This is a genomic window from Caballeronia sordidicola (genome assembly GCF_002220365.1).
GTDB classification, from domain to species: Bacteria; Pseudomonadota; Gammaproteobacteria; order Burkholderiales; family Burkholderiaceae; genus Caballeronia; species Caballeronia sordidicola_C.
In genome coordinates this window covers 1-22411 of sequence record NZ_MTHB01000209.1, presented here as the reverse complement: position 1 = coordinate 22411, position 22411 = coordinate 1, and the positions used below count along the sequence as shown (strand labels likewise).

Here is a 22411-nt window from a genome sequence, read left to right as displayed (position 1 = left end):
TTCGTTCAGGCCTGAACGGCGTCGAGTTCCTTTGAATTCGCTTTGCTGTCCTCTTGTGCAACTGCCGCGTGTACCAGCGGCAACAGGTCGCGCCCATAACCCAGCGCGTCTACCAGCGGATCGAAACCTCGAATCAGGAACGTCGAGATGCCGAGACGGTAATACTCGATCAACGCTTCTGTCACCTGGTCGGGCGTGCCGACCAGCGACGTGGAGTTGCCTGCCGCTTTCGTCAGCGCGGTGATGCCGGTCCATAGACGCTTGTCCACCACGGTTCCCTTCGCCGCTTCGGCCAGCAGGCGTTGTGCGCCAACGTTCTTGGGTTCGCTAGGTCGCCGCGTGAAGTTAGGATTGCTTTTCACTACGTCGGTCGCGCGTGCGAGGATCGACTCCGCGCGTGCCCATGCGGCATCTTCGGTCGAAGCGATGATTGGGCGCAGCGAAAGGCTGAAGCGGATTGCGTTCTCACGACCATACGGTTTCGCAGCCGCGCGCACCCGCGCGATGGTCTCGGCGACCTGGGCCAGCGACTCGCCCCACAGCGCAAAGACGTCGGCGTGCTTGCCCGCGACCTGGATTGCTGCTTCCGATGAACCACCGAAATACACCGGCAGATGCGGCTTTTGCACCGGTCTGACTAGTGACCGGTGACCCTTCACCCGATAGAACGCGCCCTCATGATCGAACGGCGTTTCGCTGGTCCATGAACGCTTCACGACATCGAGATATTCGTCGGTGCGCTTATAGCGCTCGTCGTGATCGAGGAAGTCGCCATCGCGTTGCTGCTCGGTATCGTCGCCGCCGGAGATGATGTGCACGGCGGTGCGGCCCGCGCTGAAGTGATCGAGCGTGGCGAGTTGACGGGCGGCGAGCGTCGGCGCGACAAAGCCCGGCCGATGCGCAAGCAGGATGCCCAAACGCTTCGTCTGTTGCGCGACGAACGACGCGATCTGGAAGCCGTCCGGCGACGCGCTTGAATGAGCGATCAACACGCGATCGAAACCACCGTATTCATGCGCTTGCGCGACTGCCGCAATATACGGCGGATTGACTGCCGGTCCCTGCGGCAAGTGGATTTCGCTTGATTCCTGATGGCTCACATAGCCGATGAATTCAACGCTCATGGTGGTGCTCCCTTAATTAGAAGAGTTGGCTTGGTGCGCGGCCAATCCCGCGAAGGCGGCGCGTCCGAATGCGCCGAGCAGCGCGTCGTTTTGCGGCGTATGAATGCGTGAGCACAGCACGTCGCGATGGTGGCGCTCCAGCGCATTGTTGCGGCTCAGCCCCGGATTGCCGCTTGCCTCGACCGCGAGTTCAACGGCGGCGATGGCGTTCTGCGTCACGAGGTATTTAATGGCGGGTGCTTCATGCAGTGGAATGTCGCCCTTCGAACCAGCGTCCAGCAGCACGCGATTGTTGAGCAACAATGCGTCGATACGGCCAAGCGTCTGCTGGAAACTGGCGAGGCTCGATAGCGGCGCACCCAGGTTGGCGGGTTTGCGATCCGCTGCCCAGGACGCAAACCAGTCGCGCGCAGAGCGGGCGACAGCGTCGTAGATCGACGAAAGCAGTACGTTCATCCACAGCGTAGTCAGCGGGTCCATGCCGCTTGCGGCGATCTCGGGAGAATTAAAGTCGACTGCATGGGCAGCGGGAACAGGCACGTTATCGAAGATCACTTCGTGACTGCCGGTTGCGCGCATGCCGAGGTGGTTCCATGGCTCACCGAACTTGATCCCCGGTGTATCACGATGCACAAGGAACGTCCCCACACGGGGCGAGCTTTCGTCGGTGCGGCCCCAGACAGCGAACCATGTCAGGCCCGGACTGCCCGTCGAATAGATCTTGCTGCCGTTGAGAATCCACGCGTCGCCGCTATCGGTCAGACGACCGATCGTGCCGGGTAGACCGCCGCGCGAGGGCGAGCCCAGCTCGGGCTCCACGCGCAGGGAGTTGATGAGCGCACCGTGTTCCACCGCATCGCGCGCCACGTGCTCCTTCAATGCTTGCGGCCAGTTCGGATTGGCCTGGAGACGCAGATGATAGAGACATTGCATCACAAGGATCAGCGCCGTCGACGGCTCGCCGCGCGCCACCGCGCGTATCACTTTGAGCACTTGCGGGAGCGTGGCCTGGCGGCCGCCAAGTGCTTGTGGCACCGTCAGCGCCAGCAAGCCGGCGCTGCGCAACCGCGCGAGGTTGTCGTGCGGAAAGAGTGCATCACGATCCAGCGCGCCGGCGCTCGCAGCAAAGTCCTGAGTGAGCGACGCAAGCCATTGATCGGCTGCGGCGCTGTCGAGATCGGCGAGGGCGTCGAGCGCAACAGGGTCCTGCAAGGCAGTGGAAGGATGCCGTACGGTCATCGGATGGTCCGTTGATGAAAATTACTAGTGCGTCGTGAATTGAGCGTCGAAACTCGGTGTCACGTCGAGCGTTGTCTTGATCACGCCCGCGCGAACGTAGAGATCGGCGGTGCGTTGCTGCTCGGCGATCACCTTGCGGTCGATTGCGATCGGTTTCAACTGCGCCCGCTGATAGACGACCTTCAGCACGTCGGCGGGCAGGTGCGTGACACGAGACTGGATGGCCGCGACCTCGTCGGGATGCGACAACGCCCATTGTTGACCGGCCGCTACGCGACGCACGAAGTCATCGATTTGCGCGCGTTTGGTCTTGATCGATTCGTCGGTGGCTGCCTGAAAGCTGAGGCCCGATGAAAGCCCCACACCATTCGCCACGCTGCGGTTGTTATCGCGCAATTCCCCGAGCGCGACATACGGGTCCCATGTAGACCACGCATCGACGTTGCCAGCCTCCAGCGCTGACTTGGCATCGGCGGGTTGCATGAACTCCAGCGTCACGTCGGAGAGCTTGATGCCCGCACGTTCCAGCGTCGCGATGACCAGAAAATGGCCGATCGAACCGCGTGTGGTCGCAATGCGTTTGCCTTTCAGATCGGCTGCGTTTTTGATGGGGGATCCGGCCGGCACGAGGATCGCGAGGTCTACCGGTTGGGAGCGCGTTGCCGCCACCGCGCGTACACGCGCACCGGCGGCGTAGGCGAAGATCAGCGGCGCATCGCCGAGACCGCCTATATCGATGGCACCTGCGTTCAAGGCCTCACCGAGCGGTTGAGCGGCGGGAAAGTTGAACCACTCGATTTTGTACGGCACGTCTTTCAACTGCCCGGATGCTTCGAGAATGCCGCGTGTCTGCAATTGCTGGTCGCCGACTTTCAGAACAGGTTCGGCTATTGAAGCAAGAGGACGCAGCGCAGTGAATGCAGTCAGCGCGGCGATCAACAGGAGACTGCGTCGTTTCATGAATCGTCCATGCAGGAAAAAGCATTCACGATACGATTCGCCGCGGCATTAGACAAACGCCTTGTTCTGCTTTGCTAATCGCCGGAGTTGGAATGACGCGCACGGGGCCGCGTCACATCAGATGTTTCAGATCACGAAGAATCCATGCGTGCCGTCACGTTCGAGTTGCGCGACGAGGCCGTACTCCCATTCAAGGTACGCGTTCATTGCTTCGTGCGGTGCGTCAGTGCCTTCATATGGACGCCGATACCGGTCTATTCTCGGCGACGCCAGATGCGACTCACCCTTGGCGAGCGGCAGGCCTGCCGTGGTCCATGCAGTCGTACCGCCTTCGAGCAACAGCACCGGCTTCGATGTAAGCGCCGCCACTTCAGGTGCGGCGAATGCGGCAAGCGCGCTCGATCCGCACGTGACCACGTATTGCTTCGCATCCGGCAACGCGGGCAGGTCGAGCGCAAGCCGCGAGCGCACGGTCCACCATGCTCCGGGAATGTGCCCCTTCACATGGTTGGCGCTCGCCGTGAAGTCGAGCACGACAGTCTGGCTCGCGGGATCGTCGAGCAGGGCGGCGAGTTCGTTTGCGCTGATCGTGGGTGTGGCTGCTGGCAGTGGTTTCGCGACGCGCCACGGGCCTTGTTCGGCTAGATCGGCGCTCGTTGCATCATCGATTACATACACGTCGATGTTCATCTGCGCGAGCCATGACGCCGACATGTTGGCGCGCACGCCGTCGTCGTCGAAGAGGACTACCCGAGCGCCTCGGACCGGCGCGAACATCTCCGTTTCCTGCACGAGCTGGCCGCCCGGCGCGCCTTGAAAACCTGCTGCATGCGCGTGTTCGTATTCGGCCGGCGTGCGGACATCGAAGCGATAGGTCGTGTGCTCCGCGTCGTCCGCCCAGCGCTTCGCCTCAGCGAGCGTCGTGCGTTTCACGCCTGCGCGATCGGCTACGGCGCGGGCTGATTCACGCGAAGCGGCGTCGGAGCGGCCGTCGTCGGTGGCGAACTGCCGCGCGCTGCCATGGGCGAGCGACTGGCCCGCAAGCAACCAGCCGATCGTGCCGTTGCGCAACGCGGCCACTGGATTCGGAAGGCCGGCATTTACCAGCGACTGCGTGCCGATGATGCTGCGCGTACGCCCCGCGCAATTCACGATCACGCGTGTCTTGGGATCAGGCGCGAGCGCACGGGCACGCAACACGAGTTCGGCGCCCGGTACGCTGATGCTGCCCGGGATGTTCATTGTCTGATATTCGTCGTAGCGGCGCGCGTCCAGCACGACTACGTCCTCGCCGCTTTTCAGCAGAGCATCGACTGCTTCAGCCGATAACGCCGGCGTATGCCGCTTCGCTTCCACGAATTCGCCGAATGCCTTGCTTGGGACGTTGACATCGCGGAATACTTCACCGCCTGCGCGCTCCCAGCCTTTCAGACCCCCTTCGAACAGAGCAACATCGGTATAGCCGAGTTCTTCGAACCGTCGCGCGGCCCGTTTCGCGAGACCTTCGCCGTCATCGAGCAAAACGATCGGCACGCTCTTGCGCGGCAGTTTCGTAAAGGCTTCAAGTTCGATTTTGGACAAAGACAGGTTCGCTGCAAACAAGGGGTGACGCTGCGCGTGCGGATCTTCTTCGCGGACATCGAGGAATGCGATTTCGCGCTTTGAAAGCAGGGCGTCGCGCACGTCATTGAAGCTGCGCTGGGGGATGGCGCTCATGAGTCGAGTCGTTCCTTCGAGAGGTTCCAGAGGTTGGGGAGCGTGTCGTTCGTGTAGCCGGAGACGAATGGCTTCGGCGGACCGTCAAGGGGATAGACGTGCCGCGAGACGCCGCCGATGTTCGCACCGTACACATGAATGCTGATGGAGACTCGGTCGTCGAATGCGTTGCTTACGCGATGGATATCGCCGATGGACGGCGACACCGCGGCTACTGCACCCCGTTCGAGCAACTGGTCTTCGCCCGATGTGACGAGCGCTCCGTGGCCATTGCGTGCATACGATCGTGCGACTTCCGCGCCGCGCAATACGCCGACCAGACCCCACACCGTGTGATCGTGAACGGGCGTTTGTTGCCCTGGTCCCCACACGAAGCTGACGACCGAGAAGCGTTGACGGGCATCGGCGTAAAGCAGGAATTGTTGATAGCGATCCGGCGATGGTTGGGCGTAGGCATCGGGCAGCCAGTCGTCTTCGGCTATCAGCTTGCTTAGCGAAACCGCACCTTGTTCAAGCAGGCGTGCTTCAGGTAAATTTTTATCGACGAGTTGCGCAATCTCGCTTATAAATCCGCGCAGTTTTACATGGCTCATCGCTTATTGTAGCGTCACGCCGCGTGGGCTATTTGCGAGGTCAGTTCACGCGTGGCAGGGATCAGTTCGCGGCCATAATCGAGCGCATCTTCCAGCGGATCGAATCCGCGAATCAGGAACGTGGTGACGCCGAGCGCGTGATATTCGGCCAGCGTTTGCGCCACTTGACCTGGGGTCCCAACAAGTGCCGTTGAATTCGACCGGCCGCCAATCTCCTTCGCCACGCCAGTCCACAGCCGATCATCGGCACGTACACCGTCGCCCGCTGCGGCGAGCAGGCGGCGTGCGCCTTCGCTTTGCTGGGGCGTTGCTTCACCGAGACCCTGTTGCGCACGCAGCCGCTGCGTTTCAGCAAGTATATGTTCAGCACGTTCCCACGCGGCTTTTTCCGTTGGCGCAAGAATCGGCCGGAACGACACTGAGAAGCGTACGTTGCGCCCATGTTTTGCTGCTTCGGCGCGAACGCGGGTGACCTGTTCGTGTACCTGTTCCTTTGATTCGCCCCACAGCGCGTAGACGTCTGCGTGCTTGCCCGCGACCTCGATAGCCGGTGCCGATGCACCGCCGAAATAGATCGGTACATACGGGGCTTGCTTGGGCTTTACTTCGGAGAAAGCTTTTTCGAAGCGGTAATAGCGGCCCTCGTGATCGAAGGGTTCGGATTCGGTCCACACGCGTCGCAGGATCTGCAGATATTCGTCGGTGCGGGCGTAGCGTTCGTCGTGCGAGAGAAAGTCGCCATCGCGGCGTTGCTCGACGTCGCTTCCGCCCGAGATGAAGTGAACCGCAAGGCGTCCGCCGCTTAGCTGATCGAGCGTGGCGAGCTGGCGTGCGGCCAGGGTCGGCGCGACGAAGCCCGGGCGATGCGCGAGCATGAAGTGGATGCGCTGCGTGACGCCGGCCGCATAGGCGACGGTCAGCATGGCGTCGGGGCTGGTCGACTGATAGGGCACGAGAACGCGGTCGAAGCCGGCTTTTTCGTGCGCCTGGGCGAAGTCGCGGAGGTAGTCGATATCGATTGCCGGGCCGCGCGCCAGATGCGTCTCCGACACTTTTTGCTGCTGGATCATGCCGATGAATTCGACGCTCACGAAAGACGCTCCTCGTTTGATTCACACTGTTAGGCAGTGCGTGAAAAGACGCCTCAGGACGCTGCCGATAGCTCTAAAGGCTAACATCGGCTGACGCAGATCTTAAATATCAAAACGAGCTAAAGATATGGGGTGGGGGTGAATGGGGGCGGGAGATTGGGAGGCTCTTACCATGATGTGCGGAAACAGGAGCGGACCGCGACAGCACGCAGCACGCTCGACCGAGCCAACCGTCACGCTGAGAAAATTTGGCTTGGGATTGGATGTAGGCGCGGAGCGCGCTTAGTGAATCGCTGCCATCTTGAAGCCCACAGCCACACAGCCCTTACTACCCATTGCTACCCATTACGACCCATTACGATCCCTTACCCCGACCCGACGACCCCGACTTCGCACTTGCCGGCGAGCGCGCCCGCCACCGGCTAGTCGTCTCTTTCCCGGCGACTTCATCCATTGCCACGGCGATCAACTCCACGCGTTGCTCGCGCGTAAAACTCGCATAAGCCACACCATCGATCACGCCATGTTTCTTCAAGAGATGAACTGCAGCCGACCGGTTCGCCTTCTCGAGTTCCAGGTCTTCCTGCGCGCTGAGCAACGCCGCTGTCAAACTCGCGACCGCGGCTTTTTCCTGCGCGACGTCGAATTTCATCAGGTCCATCTGGACGTCGAGATCAGGCCCGCTCGCCGACGTCCTAAGCTGCAACTGCGTCAGTTCACGTTTCAAATCGCCTTCCCGGCGAAGCGCGCGTTCGAGCTTTTGCGCCATGCCGGGGTGTGACCGCCCGTGGCTGCGAAAGAGCGTGCTGAAGGTGTTTCCGAGAATTCCCATACCGTCGACCTTGAGGTTATTTGTGCATCGGAACATGCCATTTCCGATGGCCGCATGTGCGCACTCGACGTGAGAACTGGGTCTCACCCTCGGTATCTACGGCAGCTCGCGGGAATTCTTTAGGGTTTTTACGGACCGCATAATTAAAGGTATTTTTTACACGATGAAAGCTGGCAATAAAGCAAAAAACGCCCGGTAATCAACATGATAGGTGATTATCGGGCGTTTGATACTACGATTCAATCGAAGCTTCCAGCGGCTATTCGTAAGCTGAGCCGCTCCTCGCCGGCTTCAGGCTACCGCTTCCTCAACTCCCGCCGCAACCGTTTCCGTCTCCGAATTCCGGATCAGGTAATCGAACGCGCTGAGCGACGCTTTGGCGCCCTCGCCAACGGCGATCACGATCTGCTTGAACGGCACGGTGGTGACATCGCCGGCCGCGAACACACCGGGCACCGACGTCGCGCCCCGTGCATCGACCACGATCTCGCCGTGACGCGACAACTCGACCGTGCCCTTGAGCCATTCCGTGTTCGGCACGAGCCCGATCTGCACGAACACGCCTTCGAGCTCGATGTGCTTCGCTTCGCCCGAACTCAGGTCCTTGTACGAAAGACCGTTGACCTTCTTGTCGTCGCCGGTGACTTCCGTGGTCTGCGCTTGCGTGATGATGGTCACGTTCTTGAGGCTGCGCAGCTTGCGTTGCAGCACGGCATCGGCACGCAACTCCGAACCGAATTCCAGCAACGTCACCGCGCTGACCAGTCCGGCCAGATCGATTGCCGCTTCAACGCCGGAATTGCCGCCGCCAATTACCGCAACACGCTTGCCCTTGAACAGCGGGCCATCGCAATGCGGGCAATACGCCACGCCATGATTGCGATATTGCTTCTCACCAGGCACGTTGATTTCGCGCCAGCGAGCACCCGTGGCAAGCACGATCGTCTTCGCTTTCAGCACCGCGCCGTTGGCGAGACGCACTTCATGAATCTTGCCCGGCACGAGCGCTTCGGCACGCTGTACGTCCATGATGTCGACGTCATAGCTCTTCACGTGCTGTTCGAGCGCAGTGGCGAACTGCGGTCCTTCGGTCTCTTTCACCGAGACGAAGTTTTCGATGGCGAGCGTATCCAGCACCTGTCCGCCAAAGCGTTCCGCCGCCACGCCGGTCGAGATGCCCTTGCGCGCCGAGTAGATGGCGGCCGCCGCGCCGGCGGGTCCGCCGCCGACGATCAGCACATCGAATACGCCTTTCTTTTCGAGCTCTTTCGCGGCGCGGGCGCCGGCGTTGCTATCGAGCTTCGCGAGTATTTCCTTCACGCCCGTGCGGCCTTGACCGAACACTTCACCGTTCATGTAGACGGTCGGCACGGCCATGATCTGGCGCTGCTCGACTTCGTCCTGGAACAATGCGCCGTCGATGGTGACCTGGCGGATACGCGGATTGATCAGCGCCATCACGTTCAGCGCCTGCACGACTTCCGGGCAGTTCTGGCACGACAGCGAGATGTACGTTTCAAATTCGTAGTCGCCGTCGAGCGCGCGGATCTGTTCGATCACCGCGTCGTCGAGTTTGACCGGATGACCGCCGGTCTGGAGCAGCGCCAGGACCAGCGACGTGAATTCATGGCCCATCGGAATGCCCGCGAAACGGATACCCGTGGGTTTGCCCGGTTCGCCGATGGAAAACGAGGGCTTGCGTTGCGTATCGTCGCGCTTCTCGATCACCGCAATGCGGTCCGACAGCGTGGCGATTTCATGCAGCAGGCCTTGCAGCTCGACGGATTTCGGAGAGTCGTCGAGTGAAGCGACGATCTCGATCGGCCGGCTGACCTTTTCCAGATACGCTTTCAACTGAGTCTTGAGGTTGGCTTCCAGCATGGCGATTTGAAGTCCGTGGCGAGGGGGTTTTATCAAGGCAAGGAATGCGAGGCGAGCGTCATCCGGGCCGCGGACGGCCCGGACTGTACAGCGCTTTACAACGAGGATTTACAGCGGTGAGGATGTAAAGCTTAGATCTTGCCGATGAGGTCGAGCGACGGCGTCAGCGTTTCAGCGCCCGGCGTCCACTTCGCGGGGCACACTTCACCCGGGTGTGCTGCAACGTATTGCGCTGCCTGCACCTTGCGCAGCAGTTCGCCAGCGTCACGGCCGATGCCGTTGTCGTGAACTTCGCACAGCTTGATCTCGCCTTCCGGATTGATCACGAACGTGCCGCGCAGCGCCAGGCCTTCTTCTTCGATCAATACGTCGAAGGCGCGCGAGATCACCAGCGTCGGATCGGCAATCATCGGATACTTGATCTTGGCGATCGTGTCCGACGTGTCGTGCCATGCCTTGTGCGTGAAGTGGGTGTCGGTCGACACGCTGTAGATTTCCACGCCCAGCTTCTTGAATTCTGCGTAACGGTCGGCCAGATCGCCGAGTTCCGTCGGGCAGACAAACGTGAAGTCAGCCGGGTAGAACACCAGGACGGACCATTTGCCCTTCAGGCTTTCTTCGGTCACGGTGGTGAAGTCGCCGTTGTGGTAAGCGTTGGCTTTGAACGGTTTGACCTGGCTGTTGATGATCGGCATTGCGTATGTCCTTGTGTTAAGTGGTTAAGGAGAAGTGAATGAAGTATGAAGGGCGATACCCAATATGGAAAATCGAATGATTTAATGGGGTCGATGTGGTGAGGCTATCAGGGTTAACGAGGCGGGATGGAACGGCAGCAGGCGACCGGAATAGGGCACCGTAAGGCCGCCGCAAGGCCGCCGCATTAACGGGGCCGCATTTTATCGTACCTGGGACCCGCTGCCAGTACCGGGGTCGCCGGCAAGGTCAACAAGCACGACGGGCATGGGCGTTGCGCACATCCCGCTTGAGCTAACGGAATCAACAGGAGGGTGTATGAAAATCGGCATCATTGGCGCGGGTAATATTGGCCGTGTACTGGCGCTGCGCTGGGTCGAGCATGGGCACGAGGTCCTGATCGGCAACTCGCGGGGGCCGGATACGCTAGCCGAAGTCGCCGGCGAAACCGGGGCGAAGCCGGCCGAACTCGCCGACGTGGTACGCGGCGCCGCCGTGATCGTGGTCACGATTCCCGAAAAGAAAGTCCTGAATCTGCCAGCCGGCTTGTTTGACGACGTGCCGGAAACCACCGTCGTGATCGATACCGGAAATTACTATCCGCGCGAGCGCGATGGCCGTATCGACGGGATCGAGTCCGGCATGATGGAAAGCGCTTGGGTCGCGCAGCAGATCGGGCGCCCGGTCATCAAGGCATTCAACAACATCTACGCGGCCCATTTGCGCGATCTCGGCAAGCCTGAGGGCACGCAGGGACGCGTGGCGCTGCCGGTTTCGGGCGATAACGCCGACGCCAAAGCCGTAGTGATGCAGCTGGTCAACGAAATGGGCTTCGACCCAGTGGACAACGGGAGTATTGACGAGTCCTGGCGTCAGCAGCCGGGCACGCCGGTCTACACGAAGGATTTCGATAGAGACGGCCTGAAGGCCGGTTTGCAGAAGGCGGAGGAGGCTCGCAAGCCGCAATGGAGCGCGACGGACAAGAGTCCCGGCAGCTTCGATCACCCCGCATGAAGCCAAGCGGCGACGGGCCTTTCAAAGCCTGTCGCCGGATGGTTGAAGCCGGCGTTGTCAGTCGAGCGAGATGCCGTCGAAACGGTGACCGCCGAGCGGGCTGATCTCGTAGCCCTTGACGTCCTTCGTCATCAGCTGAAACGCGTTCGCATGGGCGATCGGCGTGTACGGAACCTGATCCTTGAATACCACCTGCGCCTGCTCATACAGTTTGGCGCGGGTCGGCTGGTCGGTGATCAGCCGTGCTTTCCCGAGCAGATCGTCGAACTGCTTGTTGCACCACTTCGCCATGTTGCTGCCATGCACCGCGTCGCAGCCGAGGGTCGTGCCGAGCCAGTTGTCAGGGTCGCCGTTGTCGCCCATCCAGCCGTAAAGGATGGCGTCGTGCTCGCCGCCTTCTTTCGCGCGCTTGTTATATTCGGCCCATTCGTAGGTCACGATATTCGCTTTAACGCCAATCTTCGCCCAATCCGATTGAATCAATTGCGCCATCAGGCGTGCGTTGGGGTTATAGCCGCGCTGCACGGGCATTGCCCATAACGTGATCGAAAAGCCGTTCGGAAATCCCGCCTGCTTCAGCAGATCACGAGCCTTCGCGGGATCATAGGGGGCATCTTTCAACGCCTTGTTATACGACCATTGCGATGGCGGCATTGGATTCGAGGCGACGGTCGCAGCCCCCTCGTAGACGCTCTTCAAGATGGCCGGTTTGTCGACGGCCATGTCGAGCGCGCGGCGCACCAGCACGTTGTCGAGCGGTTTGTGGGTGGTGTTGTAGCCGACATAGGCCACGTTGAAACCCACTCCCGACAGCACCGCGAGTTTCGGATTGCTGCGCGCGGTCTGGATGTCGGCGGGGCGCGGGAAAGCGGTCATCTGGCATTCGCCGCTCGCGAGTTTTTGCATGCGCACGGCCGCATCCGGCGTGATGGCGAACACCAGTTTCGCGATATGCACGTCCTTCTTGTTCCAGAAGTCCGGATTCGCGTCGTAGCGGATAATCGCGTCTTTCTGATACTCGCGGAACACGAACGGCCCCGTGCCCACGGGCTTCTGGTTCAGATCCTCCGTCTTGCCGGCCTTCAGCAACTGGTCGGCGTATTGCGCCGACACGATGGAGGCAAACTCCATCGCTATGTTGCGCACGAACACCACGTCCGAGGTGTGTAGCGTGAAGCGCACCGTGTAGTCGTCGAGTTTTTCAACCGATGCAATGTTCTTGTCGTAACCGAGGTCGCTGAGATACGGGAAGCTGACCGGATGCGCTTTCTGGAACGCATTGTCCGGGTCGATCATGCGTTTGAACGTGAAGACGACGTCGTCTGCGTCGAAGTCGCGCGTGGGCTTGAACCAGGGCGTGGTCTGGAACTTGACGCCGTGCCGGAGATGAAACGTGAAGGTCTTGGCATCGGCCGACTCGTCCCATGTCTCGGCCAGACCCGGCACGAGATTGAGCGAACCGCGCTCGAATTCGACCAGGGTGTCGTAGACTGCGTGCGCGCCGGCGTCGAAGTCCGTGCTGGTGGTGTACTCCGCGGAATCGAAGCCCGCCGGACTGCCTTCCGAACAGAACACCAGGGTTTTGCCCGCCGCGTGGGCGGTGCCGGCGAGCGCGCCAAGGGCGGCCAGTGTGCAAGCCGCAGTGCAAACCGCATTACGGACCAGCGCGCGGGCTGGAGCGAAGAATGAGCCGGGTGTCAGGCTTTTATGTGGCATGTAAGGTCGGTGAAGGTTGACGGGCGGTGCCCGGAGGCGAACAAGCGCGCCTAAGTAGTCATGTACTTTACCAATTGGGGAATTTTTGACGAAGCGATACGTTCTTCTTTAGATATATAGAAATCAGTCGTGGGAATTTGGGGTGGTTTCATCCGGTTCATCGGACGGCCGTCTGTCCTTGCGGCCTGCGGGCTGCAAATATTTCCCGGGCGTTTTAACATGTCGGACCGGGCGCTCCTGCTTTTTCCGGCTTCTTGCTAAAGTTACCGATTCAATTCCGGCATGCGGCCCACGCCCTCCTAGGCAGTACAAGAGAACATGAAAAACGTTTCTGATTCACCGGCAGCCACTGCCGTAGCAGCCCACGAAGAATGCGTCGAACTCGTGGCGAAGGCCACGATTCCCACGCGTTACGGCGTGTTTGAGTCGCATGTGTATCGCGTGACGAGCACGGGCGCCGAGCATTTGACGCTTGTCATGGGCGACGTCAGCCATGGCGAATCCGTGCTGTGCCGGTTGCATTCCGAGTGTGTCACGGGCGATGTGTTCGGCTCGTATCGCTGTGATTGCGGCGAGCAACTGGACCTCGCCATGCGTTATATCGCGGCTGAAAATCGCGGTATCTTGCTGTATCTGCGCGGTCATGAAGGGCGCGGCATCGGGCTGGCGAACAAGATCCGCGCGTATGCGCTGCAAGAGCAGGGGTACGATACCGTCGACGCCAACCTGCACCTCGGTCTGCCCGACGACGCGCGGGAATACGATTCGGCCGCGGCTATCCTGCGTGCGCTCGACGTGCGTTCAGTACGCTTGATGAGCAACAATCCGTCGAAGTTCGACACGTTGCTCAAGCACGATATCCCGGTCTGCGAACGGGTGGCGCTGGCCATTCCCGTGCGTGAAGAAAACGAGCGCTACATCAAGACGAAGCAGGTCAAGTTTGGTCACTACTTCGATGAAAACGAGTAACTGACCTGTGGGGTGTCCTTAGGCGCCTTGAATCTCAGGTTGCCCGCTTCTACCTGCAATGCGCGATCCGTGTCGGCTGCTGACCGTGGTTGATGGGCGACGCGACAAAGGCGTGGCGCTTGTCTTAACGCGGCGAGAACTCGGGCCGCTGGGCACCCGCCCGCGGTAGCCGAAGGTGTCGCGGACCTCGGCCGGTGTGGCCGCTTCCATATCGAGTTCACGAATCAGGCGCGCAATGCGCTCCATTGACGGCACGTTTGTCGCCAGTTCGCCATGGCGGTCACAGAGGTTGTCTTTCGCGCGAGACCCGGCGCATCCGTGCTCTCTACCGGCGGTACTCCGGCTATCCAGCAATAAGAGTAACGTTTTTTTCTCGGAGCAATCAACCATCGGTGTCTATCGGGCGGTTAGCCTTCAGAGCGTCACTCGCGCGCCAGTGACCTGCGCCCGCCAACCCGACAGAGCTGGGGACCCGCTTGGTGCACTGGGCGACGTGTCACTATTCTTTCGGTTTCTCACTCGTGGCAACAAGCGCCGGAGCCGCTGCCGTGCTCGCCAGCTCTTCGCTTGACCAGCCGCCGCCCAGCGCCTTGATCAACTGTACGTTCGCGCTCAGCTGACGTGTCTGGACATCGAGTACGCCGCGTTGAGCGTCGAGCGCGGCGGTCTGCGCCTGCACGACATCGAGATAACCGACCGCGCCTTGCCGATACCGGTGCAACGCAAGATCCACGGAATATTGCGCCGAGTTGCTGGCATCGCGTTGCTGGTCGAGCGCCGTGCCAAGGTCCTGCAGCAGCGAAAGATTGTCTTCGATTTGCTGGAACGCCGACAGCACCACCCCTCGATAACGTGCGCCCGCTTCATCGGTCGCCGCTTTCGCCGAATCGAGTTGTGCGCGGCGCAAGCCGCCATCGAAAACGTATTGCACGAGCTGTGGACCGATTGCCCAGAACAAGGTCGGTGCACTGATCAAATTCGCATAGGCGGCGCTTTGAAAGCCGGCTTGCGCGCTGAGTGTGATGGAAGGAAAGTATGCCGCTCGCGCTACACCGATCTTCGCATTGGCTTCGGCCACGCGGCGTTCGGCCGCGGCAATGTCAGGGCGCCGCTGCAACAGCGTAGAGGGCAAGCCGGCCGGAATCACGGGTAAGGTAACCGCGGCGGTTTGCTGCGGCAAACTGAACTCGGACGCAGACGCGCCAACCAGTTCGGCGATCGCGTGCTCGATCAACGCGCGTTGGGCCAGGTTCTGCGACAGCTGCGATTTCGCCGATGACAACTGCGTCTGCGCACGCGATACGTCGAGCCCGGAAACAAGTCCTCCTCCATGCAGCGTTTGCGTCAGCTGCAGCGCGCGTGCAAATGCCGCGACGGTGTCGGTCAGCAACTGTGTCTGCTGATCGAGACCGCGCAGGCGGATGTAGCTATCGGCGAGTTGAACCTGCAGGCTCAGTTGCACCGACGCAAGATCGGCCTTCGATGCCTGAGCTTCGTCCTTGCCCGCTACCACTGAATCACGCACGCGCCCCCACAGGTCGAGGTCGTAATCGATCTCGCCGCCGAGCGTGGCGGAGTTGTAATCGTTGGGGCCACCAACGCGCAATGGGCGCCTGTACGACTGCCGGTCGCGTTGCGGCACCGCGTTCGCACTGATCTTCGGGAACAGTCCGGCCGAGACCTGGTCCACGAACGCCTGCGCCTGCCTGTAGTGAGCGAATGCCGCCTCAAGATCCGTGTTGTTCGCGAGCAGGCGTTGCTCGAGATCATCGAGTTGAGCGTCGTTGTACATCTTCCACCAGCCGGCGCGATCCAACTGATCGGCGGGCTGCGCGCTGATCCACGGCCCGATCGTGTGATATTGCGCGACGACTGGCGTTGGCGGCACCTTGTAGTCCGGGGCGAGCGAGCAGGCCGCCAGCGCGAGGGTGCCGGCAAGCAGCGCGGGAACCCGCAGCGTAACCATCGTTGCCAGTCTAGCCATTGGCGGCCACCTTCTTGTCGGCGCTGGCGACTTGCACCCGATCGCCGTCGACCAGACCATCAGGCGGCGTATCGATCACGCGGTCGGTAGCGACGAGGCCCGAGCCGATCTCCACCGAGTCGCCAAAATCGCGATTGATCGTCACCTTCTTGAACACGACCTGACCGTTCGCACCAAGCGTGGCGACCGTCAGGCCGCGAGCATCGAATACCAGTGCGCTGGCGGGCACCCGTACCGCGTTTGGCTGCACCGGCAGCTTGAATTGCAGGCTGGCAAAACCACCGGGCAAGAGCTTGCCATCGGCGTTATCCACGAGCAATTGAACCAGCGTCGTGCCTGACGATGCGCTGACCGAATCCGCCGATGCAATCACGCGCGCGGCGAAATGCTGCCCCGGATATTCGGGCACGGAAAGCGTCGCCGTGGTGCCGCTGCGCACATCGGGAGCGTAGCTCTGCGGCACCTGGACGTACACGCGCAACTGCTTCACATCGGAGACGGTGAACAGTTCCTGTCCGATGCCGCCGCTACCCGCGTTGATGAGCGCGCCGACATCCGTGTCGCGTGCGGTCACCACGCCGTCAAACGGTGCCAGGATACGCTCGAAGCCCTTGGTGGCGAGCAAACGATCTACGTTGGCCTGCGCCGCCGCTACGGCCGCTTTCTTGGCGGTGTAATCGCCGGTGCGTTCGTCGACTTCCTGCTGGGCGACCGAGTCGGTGCCGAGCAGCGCCTGCCAGCGTTTCGCGGTCGTTCCCGCCAGCGCCGCGTTCGCTTGCGCGCTGGCCAGGTCCGCACGAGCCTGCAGCAACTGCTGGTCGAGCTCCGGCGACTCGATCACCGCGAGCAGTTGCCCGGCTTTGACCGGTGCGCCGATATCTACATTCCACGACTTCAGGTAACCGCTGACGCGCGCGAAGATCGGCGCACGCGAATACGCTTCGAGATGCGACGGCAGGTCGAGCGTCGGGCCGTTTGCCGCGCTGACCGGATGGATCACGTTGACAGTCGGGACGACCTGCGCGTTGGTCCAGGTCTTGAGGTTGCGGGCATCGACGGCGCGCAGCGTGACGCCCGCGGCGACCACGATCACCGCAATCGCGATACCCACCACGCCGATCATGACGAGGCGCCGGCGCGGCACGGGTTGGTTGGTGACGGGTTCGTTATTGACAACAGGTTCAGACGACATGAGCAGGACCTCCCGTAGCGGGTGTCGGGGCAATCGCGCGGCCAGGGCGCGAGTGAATGATGCAGAAGATCACCGGGACCAGGAGCAGCGACGCGGTGGTAGCGAAAATCAGGCCGCCGATCACGGCGCGGCCAAGCGGTGCGTTCTGTTCGCCGCCTTCGCCCATCGCGAGGGCCATCGGCGCCATGCCGATGATCATCGAGAGAGCGGTCATGAGGACGGGGCGGAAACGGGTGAAGCCGGCTTCGAGCGCAGCCTTGAACGGGTCGCCATGAACGCTCAAGCGCTCGCGGCAGAAGCTGACCACGAGGATGGAGTTCGCGGTCGCCACCCCCATGCACATGATCGCCCCCGTCAGCGCGGGCACGGACAGCGTGGTATGAGTCGCGAACAACATCCAGATGATGCCGGCGAGCGCCGCCGGCAGCGCCGTGACGATCACGAACGGATCGGCCCACGACTGGAAGTTGACCACGACGATCAGGTAGATCAGCACGACCGCGCCGAGCAGACCGAACAACATCCCGGCGAACGCGCTGTTCATGGTCTGAACCTGGCCGAGCAGCGCGACCGACGAACCCTTGGGCAGCGCGCCGGCGTTACTCTGCACCACGCGCTGGATGTCGGATGCGACCGCGCCGAGATCGCGATCCTGCGTGGTCGCGAAAATCTCGACCATCGGCTGGATGTTGTACTGGCTCACGACCGCGTTGGTGTTCGTACGCGCGACGCTCGCCAGGCCGCCCAGGATCTGTCCGCTGCTCTGCAGGCTCGACGTGATCGGCAAGTTCTGCAGCGAGGCAAGCGAATCCAGGTTGTATTGCGGCGTCTGCATCACGATCGGGTACGACACGCCGTTCGCATTGTTCAGCCAGAAAGTCGGCGCGACCTGGCTTGACCCCGCGAGGTTCACGACCAGGCTGTTCGTGACGTCACGCTCGTTGATGCCGAGCAGTTGCGCGCGAGTCCGGTCGACGTCGACATTGAAGGTTGGTGAGTTCTGCGCTTGCTGGATACGCGCATCGACTACGCCGGGGATCTGGCGGATCTCGCGCAGCAGCCGGTTCGCGTAAGCGAAGTTTGCGCTCAGGTTGTTGCCGCGCACCTGCAGGTCGACGGGTGCCGGCGAGCCGAAGTTCAGGATCTGGCTGATGATGTCCGCCGGCGGGAACGAGAACGTCACGCCCGGATAAAGACGCGGCAACTTCTCGCGCATCTGCCGCACGTACTCCGCGGTCGGACGATGATCTTCGTTCAACGCGATCTGGATGTCGCCGTCCTGCGAGCCGATCGTCCCGGTGTTGTTATAGGCGAGGTTGATACCGCTGATCGGCAGGCCGATGTTGTCAACCATGGTGGAGAGTTCAGCAGGCGGAATGATCTGTCGAATCGACCCTTCCACATCCGCGAAAATCTGTGCGGTCTTCTCGACCCGCACGCCGACCGGCGCGCGCACGTGCAACAGGATCTGCCCGGCGTCCACGTCCGGGAAAAAGTTGCGGCCGAGCAGCGGCACCAGCGCGAACGAGATCAGGACGAAACCGAGGAAGCAACTGACGAACGGCGCGCGATGGTTCAGCGCCAGTTCGAGCAGGCCGTGATAGCCGGTGCGAATTTTTTCGAAGCGCCGTTCGAAGCCTTGCTGGAAGCGTCCAAGTGGGCCGGGGCGTTTCTTCTCATGCGCATCCTCATCGAGATTGTGCGGATGCAGCAGGTACTTCGCCATCGTGGGAACGAGCGTTCGCGACAGGATGAACGACGCGACCATCGCGAAGATCACGGCTTCGGCCATCGGCACGAAGAGAAAACGTGCGACGCCCTCGAGGAAGAACATCGGCACGAACACAATGCAAATACATAACAGCGCCACGAACGCCGGCGTGACGATCTGCGCGGCGCCGTCGAGGATAGCCTCTTCTACCTGCTTGCCTTGCTCGAGATGCCAGTTGATATTTTCGATGGTGACGGTTGCATCATCAACGAGGATCCCCACCGCGAGCGCGAGGCCGCCAAGCGTCATGATGTTGAGTGTCTCGCCGAGCGCCGACAAGGTCACGATCGAACTGAGAATGGCGAGCGGAATCGAGGTCGCAATGATGACGGTCGAACGCCAGCTGCCGAGGAACAACAGGATCATGAGGCTGGTCAGCGCGGCCGCTATCACGCCTTCACGGGCCACGCCGCTGATGGCCGCGCGCACGAATAGCGACTGGTCACCGATCGGCGCAATTTGCAGTGCGTCGGGCAACGAAGCCTTGGCGTCTAGCACGTGCTGCTTGATGCCGGCGATGATGCCGAGCGTGGACACCGAGCCGTTCTTCAGCACCGACATCAGTACCGAACGCTTGCCGTCCACATGCACGATATTCGTTTGCGGCGGACTGCCGTCGCGGACATTGGCGACATCGTGGATATAAACCGTAGTGCCGTTCACCGCCTTGATCGGCAGGTCGCCGAGCGCTTTGAGCGCGTAAGGCGCATTGTTCAACTGCAGCGTGTATTCGTGATCGCCGATCTTTTCCGTACCGATCGGCGTCAGCAGGTTCTGGGCAGCGAGTGCATTGGCGACGTCTTGTGCCGACAGGCCGCGCGCTTGCAAGGCCGTGGGGTTGATGTCGATCTGTATCTGACGAGACTTGCCACCGAACGGATAGGGGATCGACGCACCGGCCACAGTCACCAGCGCCGGACGCAACTGGTTCAGCCCAAGGTCACCCAGGTTTTGTTCGGAGAGACCTTTACCCGACAGCGCGAGCTGGATGATTGGCACGGTTGACGCGTTGTAGTTCAGGATCAGCGGCGGCGTGGTGCCCGGCGGCAATTGACGCAATTGCGTCTGTGCAACGGCGGTCACTTGCGCGTTCGCGTTACTGATGTTCACGCCCGGCTGAAAGAAGATCTTGATGATGCCGAAGCCGTTTACCGATTCAGCTTCAATGTGCTGGATGTCGTTGACGGTCGTGGTCAGCGAGCGCTCGAACGGCGACGTGATTCGTCCGACCATTTGGTCCGGCGGCAAGCCCGTGTATTGCCATACGACACTGATCACGGGAATGCGGATATCGGGAAAGATATCGGTCGGTGTTCTGATCGCGGAAAGCGGCCCGATGATCAAAATGAGGATCGCCAGGACGACAAAAGTGTATGGCCGTCGGAGAGCGATACGTACTAGGCCGAGCATGAGAGTTCCAAGACTTGGGGTTGAACTGAACGGCGCCTTGATGCTGCCAGCGGCAACAGTCGGCGAGGTTCGGCCGCAGTCGTCCGCATGGCCCGCGCAATGCGCCGGGTAGGACCACTTCCGTCCTCACACAAGACGGATTGTTGAAAAATGCTCCACATGTTCTTGGGTTCTGGGCTGACGACGGTCTGGTCACTCACTTCATCGAGTATCTGATCCGGCTGGCGCTCACACGGCTGCTCCAAGCAGAAACCGCTGAGTTCTTTCGAATCGATTTCGAAATCATCACTATTAAGGTAATTTGAAATCAAGACATCGCCAAGCTCGCTCAATTTTGTATGCAAGCAGACAATGCGGCAATGTACACAAAGGAAAACAAAGCTGCAGCGCCCACGCGCACCATCGGAAGGGCGATTGAAGCTGTCCGGTCCGTTTTTGGCAGCGGATTAAACGCAGCGAATAAGCGCCTGCACCATAACTAATAATGGTTCGCTGCTTTTGGCCGGCGTCTGCGCAGCCTTGTGGAGTGAGGGCGACGAGCGCATGGATTTTTTTATTACCATCGTTTACTGCGCAGGTCGCTTAATACAACTTTCACTTGTGAAGCGTTAGGCATTCACCAGGTATTCAGGGCGACTCGGTTTGGTTCAGGGTCCGGAACTGGGCGCTGGTCGCCCGGTCACGCAGATCAGCTTTCGACTTTCAAGTCCAGATCGGCAGGGAGCGCAAAACCTCAGCCGATTCGAGATCAACTACGGCGATCGCGCTCTCGTCATGGCAGGCGATCAGCGCGAGACGAAGCGCGCCGGTGCTTGAGCCACACAAGGCTGAATAACACCACGCTAACAGCGGTAAGTACGGCACCCGCGACCATGCAAATGGGCGTGAGCGCGGGGAAGAAATCTCCGCTTTTGTCACGCATGAAAGCCCAGGCACCGGCATCAAGCATCAGCCCGCAAAATCCGGTCGCGACTGCTGGTTCGATACCGCTGGACCCGGTCGACAGTTTTCGAGGCAGATCAGGCACCGGCTCGCGTGCAAATGGTGCGCTGCTTTTGTGTGGCTTGTCAGCGGGATGTTCTATAGGCATGGATGCAAGTGTATAGCGGTAGCGTCATCCTCGCGCGCCTCACGACTGGCACCAATGCCCTTCCGGCAAAGCCCGTTGCTCCGAGGCGACCGGAGCCGCGCTCGAATAGCCGCTTCGACGGTGGTCCTGACGACAGTCTTGACCGCTGACGCCTTCTTGAAGCCTTTCCGCTCCTGCGGCTTAGTGCTCCATTGGCGGTGATTGCATCGCAGCGGAATCGCGCGTTGCCGCGTCGCGCAGGCGAATGATCGTCTGCCGCGACGTGCTGAGCACGCGTGCGATTGCCGTCACGGTGCTGCCTGCGGCAAGCGCGCTCAGCGCTTGTTGCCGCTGTGAGTCGGACAAGGAGGCAGGACGTCCCTGATGCGCGCCGTCCTTCTTGGCAATCGCGGCTGCGTCGAGCGCGCGGGCGCGTTTGGCATCGCGCTCCAGTTCGGCGGCAAGCTGGAGCATGCGGATTGGCGAGCCTTCGCCGCTCGCGCAAAGATCGGCTTTGCCTACGTCGAGGCTGATGGCGTGCGCCCCTTTGGCCGCAAGCGTGGCGAGTGTCGATACTGCGTCGCTGATGCTGCTTCCCAGGTATCCGAGATGCGCGACCACCAGTGTGTCGCCGGGTTTGATGCGGCGGATGGCTCGCTGGAGGGCCGGGCGCGACGCTGCGTTTACGGCATGGCTGCAGTGATCGACCAGCACGCAACCCATGTCGACCAGGAAGCCGGCCGCGTCGATCTGGAACAGGTCGGTGTCGCGCCCGTCCTGATTGCCGGCGGTATTGATGTACACGATGAGGGTCACGAGGCGCGCTCCGATAATGCCTTGCACGGGCCGCCGGCAGCGCCACAGAGGCGCTACCGGCGGCCGCGGCTTGGTCCATGTTAGCAAACTGCCGGAGGATGCGCGTCGCGCGGCCTCAATACTGCATCGCGACTTGAGTAAGCCGGCTTTGCAGCGCCTCGCGTCGTGCGGCAAACCGCTCACCCGGTTTCGCGGGATCGAGCCGGGTGTTGCGCAATTCCCGGTGACGACTCCTCGCGCGGGTGGGGGAGCGTCGGGGTGACTCGTCCGCGAGACTCACAGCAAAGCGTCACAGCAAAGCGTCACAGCAAAGCGTCACAGCAAAGCGTCACAGCAAAGCG

16 protein-coding genes are annotated in these 22411 nt (G+C 61.2%); 2 read left to right on the top strand and 14 right to left on the bottom strand.

Annotated elements, in window-relative coordinates; genetic code table 11:
* Positions 1 to 5: 5 nt before the first annotated feature.
* From BSU04_RS29820 to ahpC, 9 genes are all read right to left on the bottom strand, one after another.
* On the bottom strand, positions 6 to 1124 hold the full coding sequence (locus BSU04_RS29820) for an LLM class flavin-dependent oxidoreductase (protein WP_089163911.1): 1119 nt from the start codon (positions 1122 to 1124) through the stop codon (positions 6 to 8).
* 12 nt (positions 1125 to 1136) lie between these two features.
* Positions 1137 to 2363: an acyl-CoA dehydrogenase family protein gene (locus BSU04_RS29815; RefSeq protein WP_089163910.1), complete on the bottom strand. Its 1227-nt coding sequence runs from the start codon at positions 2361 to 2363 to the stop codon at positions 1137 to 1139.
* 24 nt (positions 2364 to 2387) lie between these two features.
* On the bottom strand, positions 2388 to 3323 hold the full coding sequence (locus tag BSU04_RS29810) for an ABC transporter substrate-binding protein (protein ID WP_089163909.1): 936 nt from the start codon (positions 3321 to 3323) through the stop codon (positions 2388 to 2390).
* A gap of 126 nt (positions 3324 to 3449) precedes the next feature.
* Positions 3450 to 5039, bottom strand: coding sequence for a rhodanese homology domain-containing protein (locus tag BSU04_RS29805; protein WP_089163908.1), 1590 nt, complete (start codon positions 5037 to 5039; stop codon positions 3450 to 3452).
* On the bottom strand, positions 5036 to 5632 hold the full coding sequence (locus tag BSU04_RS29800) for a cysteine dioxygenase (RefSeq protein ID WP_089163907.1): 597 nt from the start codon (positions 5630 to 5632) through the stop codon (positions 5036 to 5038). The genes BSU04_RS29805 and BSU04_RS29800 overlap by 4 nt, the downstream gene beginning before the upstream one ends.
* Before the next feature lie 14 nt (positions 5633 to 5646).
* Positions 5647 to 6723, bottom strand: a complete 1077-nt coding sequence (locus BSU04_RS29795; protein ID WP_089163906.1) for an LLM class flavin-dependent oxidoreductase — start codon at positions 6721 to 6723, stop codon at positions 5647 to 5649.
* A 355-nt stretch (positions 6724 to 7078) separates the two neighbouring features.
* Complete coding sequence (locus tag BSU04_RS29790) at positions 7079 to 7591, bottom strand: hypothetical protein (protein WP_089163905.1); 513 nt, start codon at positions 7589 to 7591, stop codon at positions 7079 to 7081.
* Positions 7592 to 7846: 255 nt separating this feature from the next.
* Entirely contained in the window at positions 7847 to 9436 is a 1590-nt protein-coding gene (gene ahpF, locus BSU04_RS29785; protein WP_089163904.1) for an alkyl hydroperoxide reductase subunit F, read from the bottom strand.
* A gap of 131 nt (positions 9437 to 9567) precedes the next feature.
* Positions 9568 to 10131, bottom strand: coding sequence for an alkyl hydroperoxide reductase subunit C (ahpC, locus tag BSU04_RS29780; RefSeq protein ID WP_089163903.1), 564 nt, complete (start codon positions 10129 to 10131; stop codon positions 9568 to 9570).
* A gap of 316 nt (positions 10132 to 10447) precedes the next feature.
* On the opposite strand from ahpC, the gene BSU04_RS29775 reads away from it, so the two are divergent.
* Positions 10448 to 11143 carry an NADPH-dependent F420 reductase gene (locus BSU04_RS29775; protein ID WP_089163902.1) on the top strand — a complete coding sequence of 232 codons (696 nt, stop codon included), beginning with the start codon at positions 10448 to 10450 and terminating at the stop codon, positions 11141 to 11143.
* Positions 11144 to 11200: 57 nt separating this feature from the next.
* Here the strand turns inward: BSU04_RS29775 and BSU04_RS29770 are convergent, their stop codons facing one another.
* A complete protein-coding gene (locus BSU04_RS29770) occupies positions 11201 to 12859 on the bottom strand; it encodes an ABC transporter substrate-binding protein (RefSeq protein WP_089163901.1) in 1659 nt (552 codons plus the stop codon).
* A 318-nt stretch (positions 12860 to 13177) separates the two neighbouring features.
* Here BSU04_RS29770 and ribA point away from each other — a divergent pair, with 318 nt between their 5' ends.
* Positions 13178 to 13828: a GTP cyclohydrolase II gene (ribA, locus tag BSU04_RS29765; protein WP_089163900.1), complete on the top strand. Its 651-nt coding sequence runs from the start codon at positions 13178 to 13180 to the stop codon at positions 13826 to 13828.
* Between the two features lie 499 nt (positions 13829 to 14327).
* Here ribA and BSU04_RS29755 read toward each other — a convergent pair whose 3' ends face one another.
* From BSU04_RS29755 to BSU04_RS29740, 4 genes are all read right to left on the bottom strand, one after another.
* Complete coding sequence (locus tag BSU04_RS29755) at positions 14328 to 15794, bottom strand: efflux transporter outer membrane subunit (RefSeq protein WP_089163898.1); 1467 nt, start codon at positions 15792 to 15794, stop codon at positions 14328 to 14330.
* 10 nt (positions 15795 to 15804) lie between these two features.
* Complete coding sequence (locus BSU04_RS29750) at positions 15805 to 17004, bottom strand: efflux RND transporter periplasmic adaptor subunit (RefSeq protein ID WP_089163897.1); 1200 nt, start codon at positions 17002 to 17004, stop codon at positions 15805 to 15807.
* Positions 16994 to 20185 (bottom strand): efflux RND transporter permease subunit, encoded by a 3192-nt coding sequence (locus BSU04_RS29745; protein WP_089163896.1) that lies wholly within the window; start codon positions 20183 to 20185, stop codon positions 16994 to 16996. Before BSU04_RS29745 ends, BSU04_RS29750 begins: the two co-directional genes overlap by 11 nt.
* A gap of 1270 nt (positions 20186 to 21455) precedes the next feature.
* Entirely contained in the window at positions 21456 to 22070 is a 615-nt protein-coding gene (locus tag BSU04_RS29740) for a recombinase family protein (RefSeq protein WP_144021388.1), read from the bottom strand.
* Positions 22071 to 22411 lie beyond the last annotated feature (341 nt).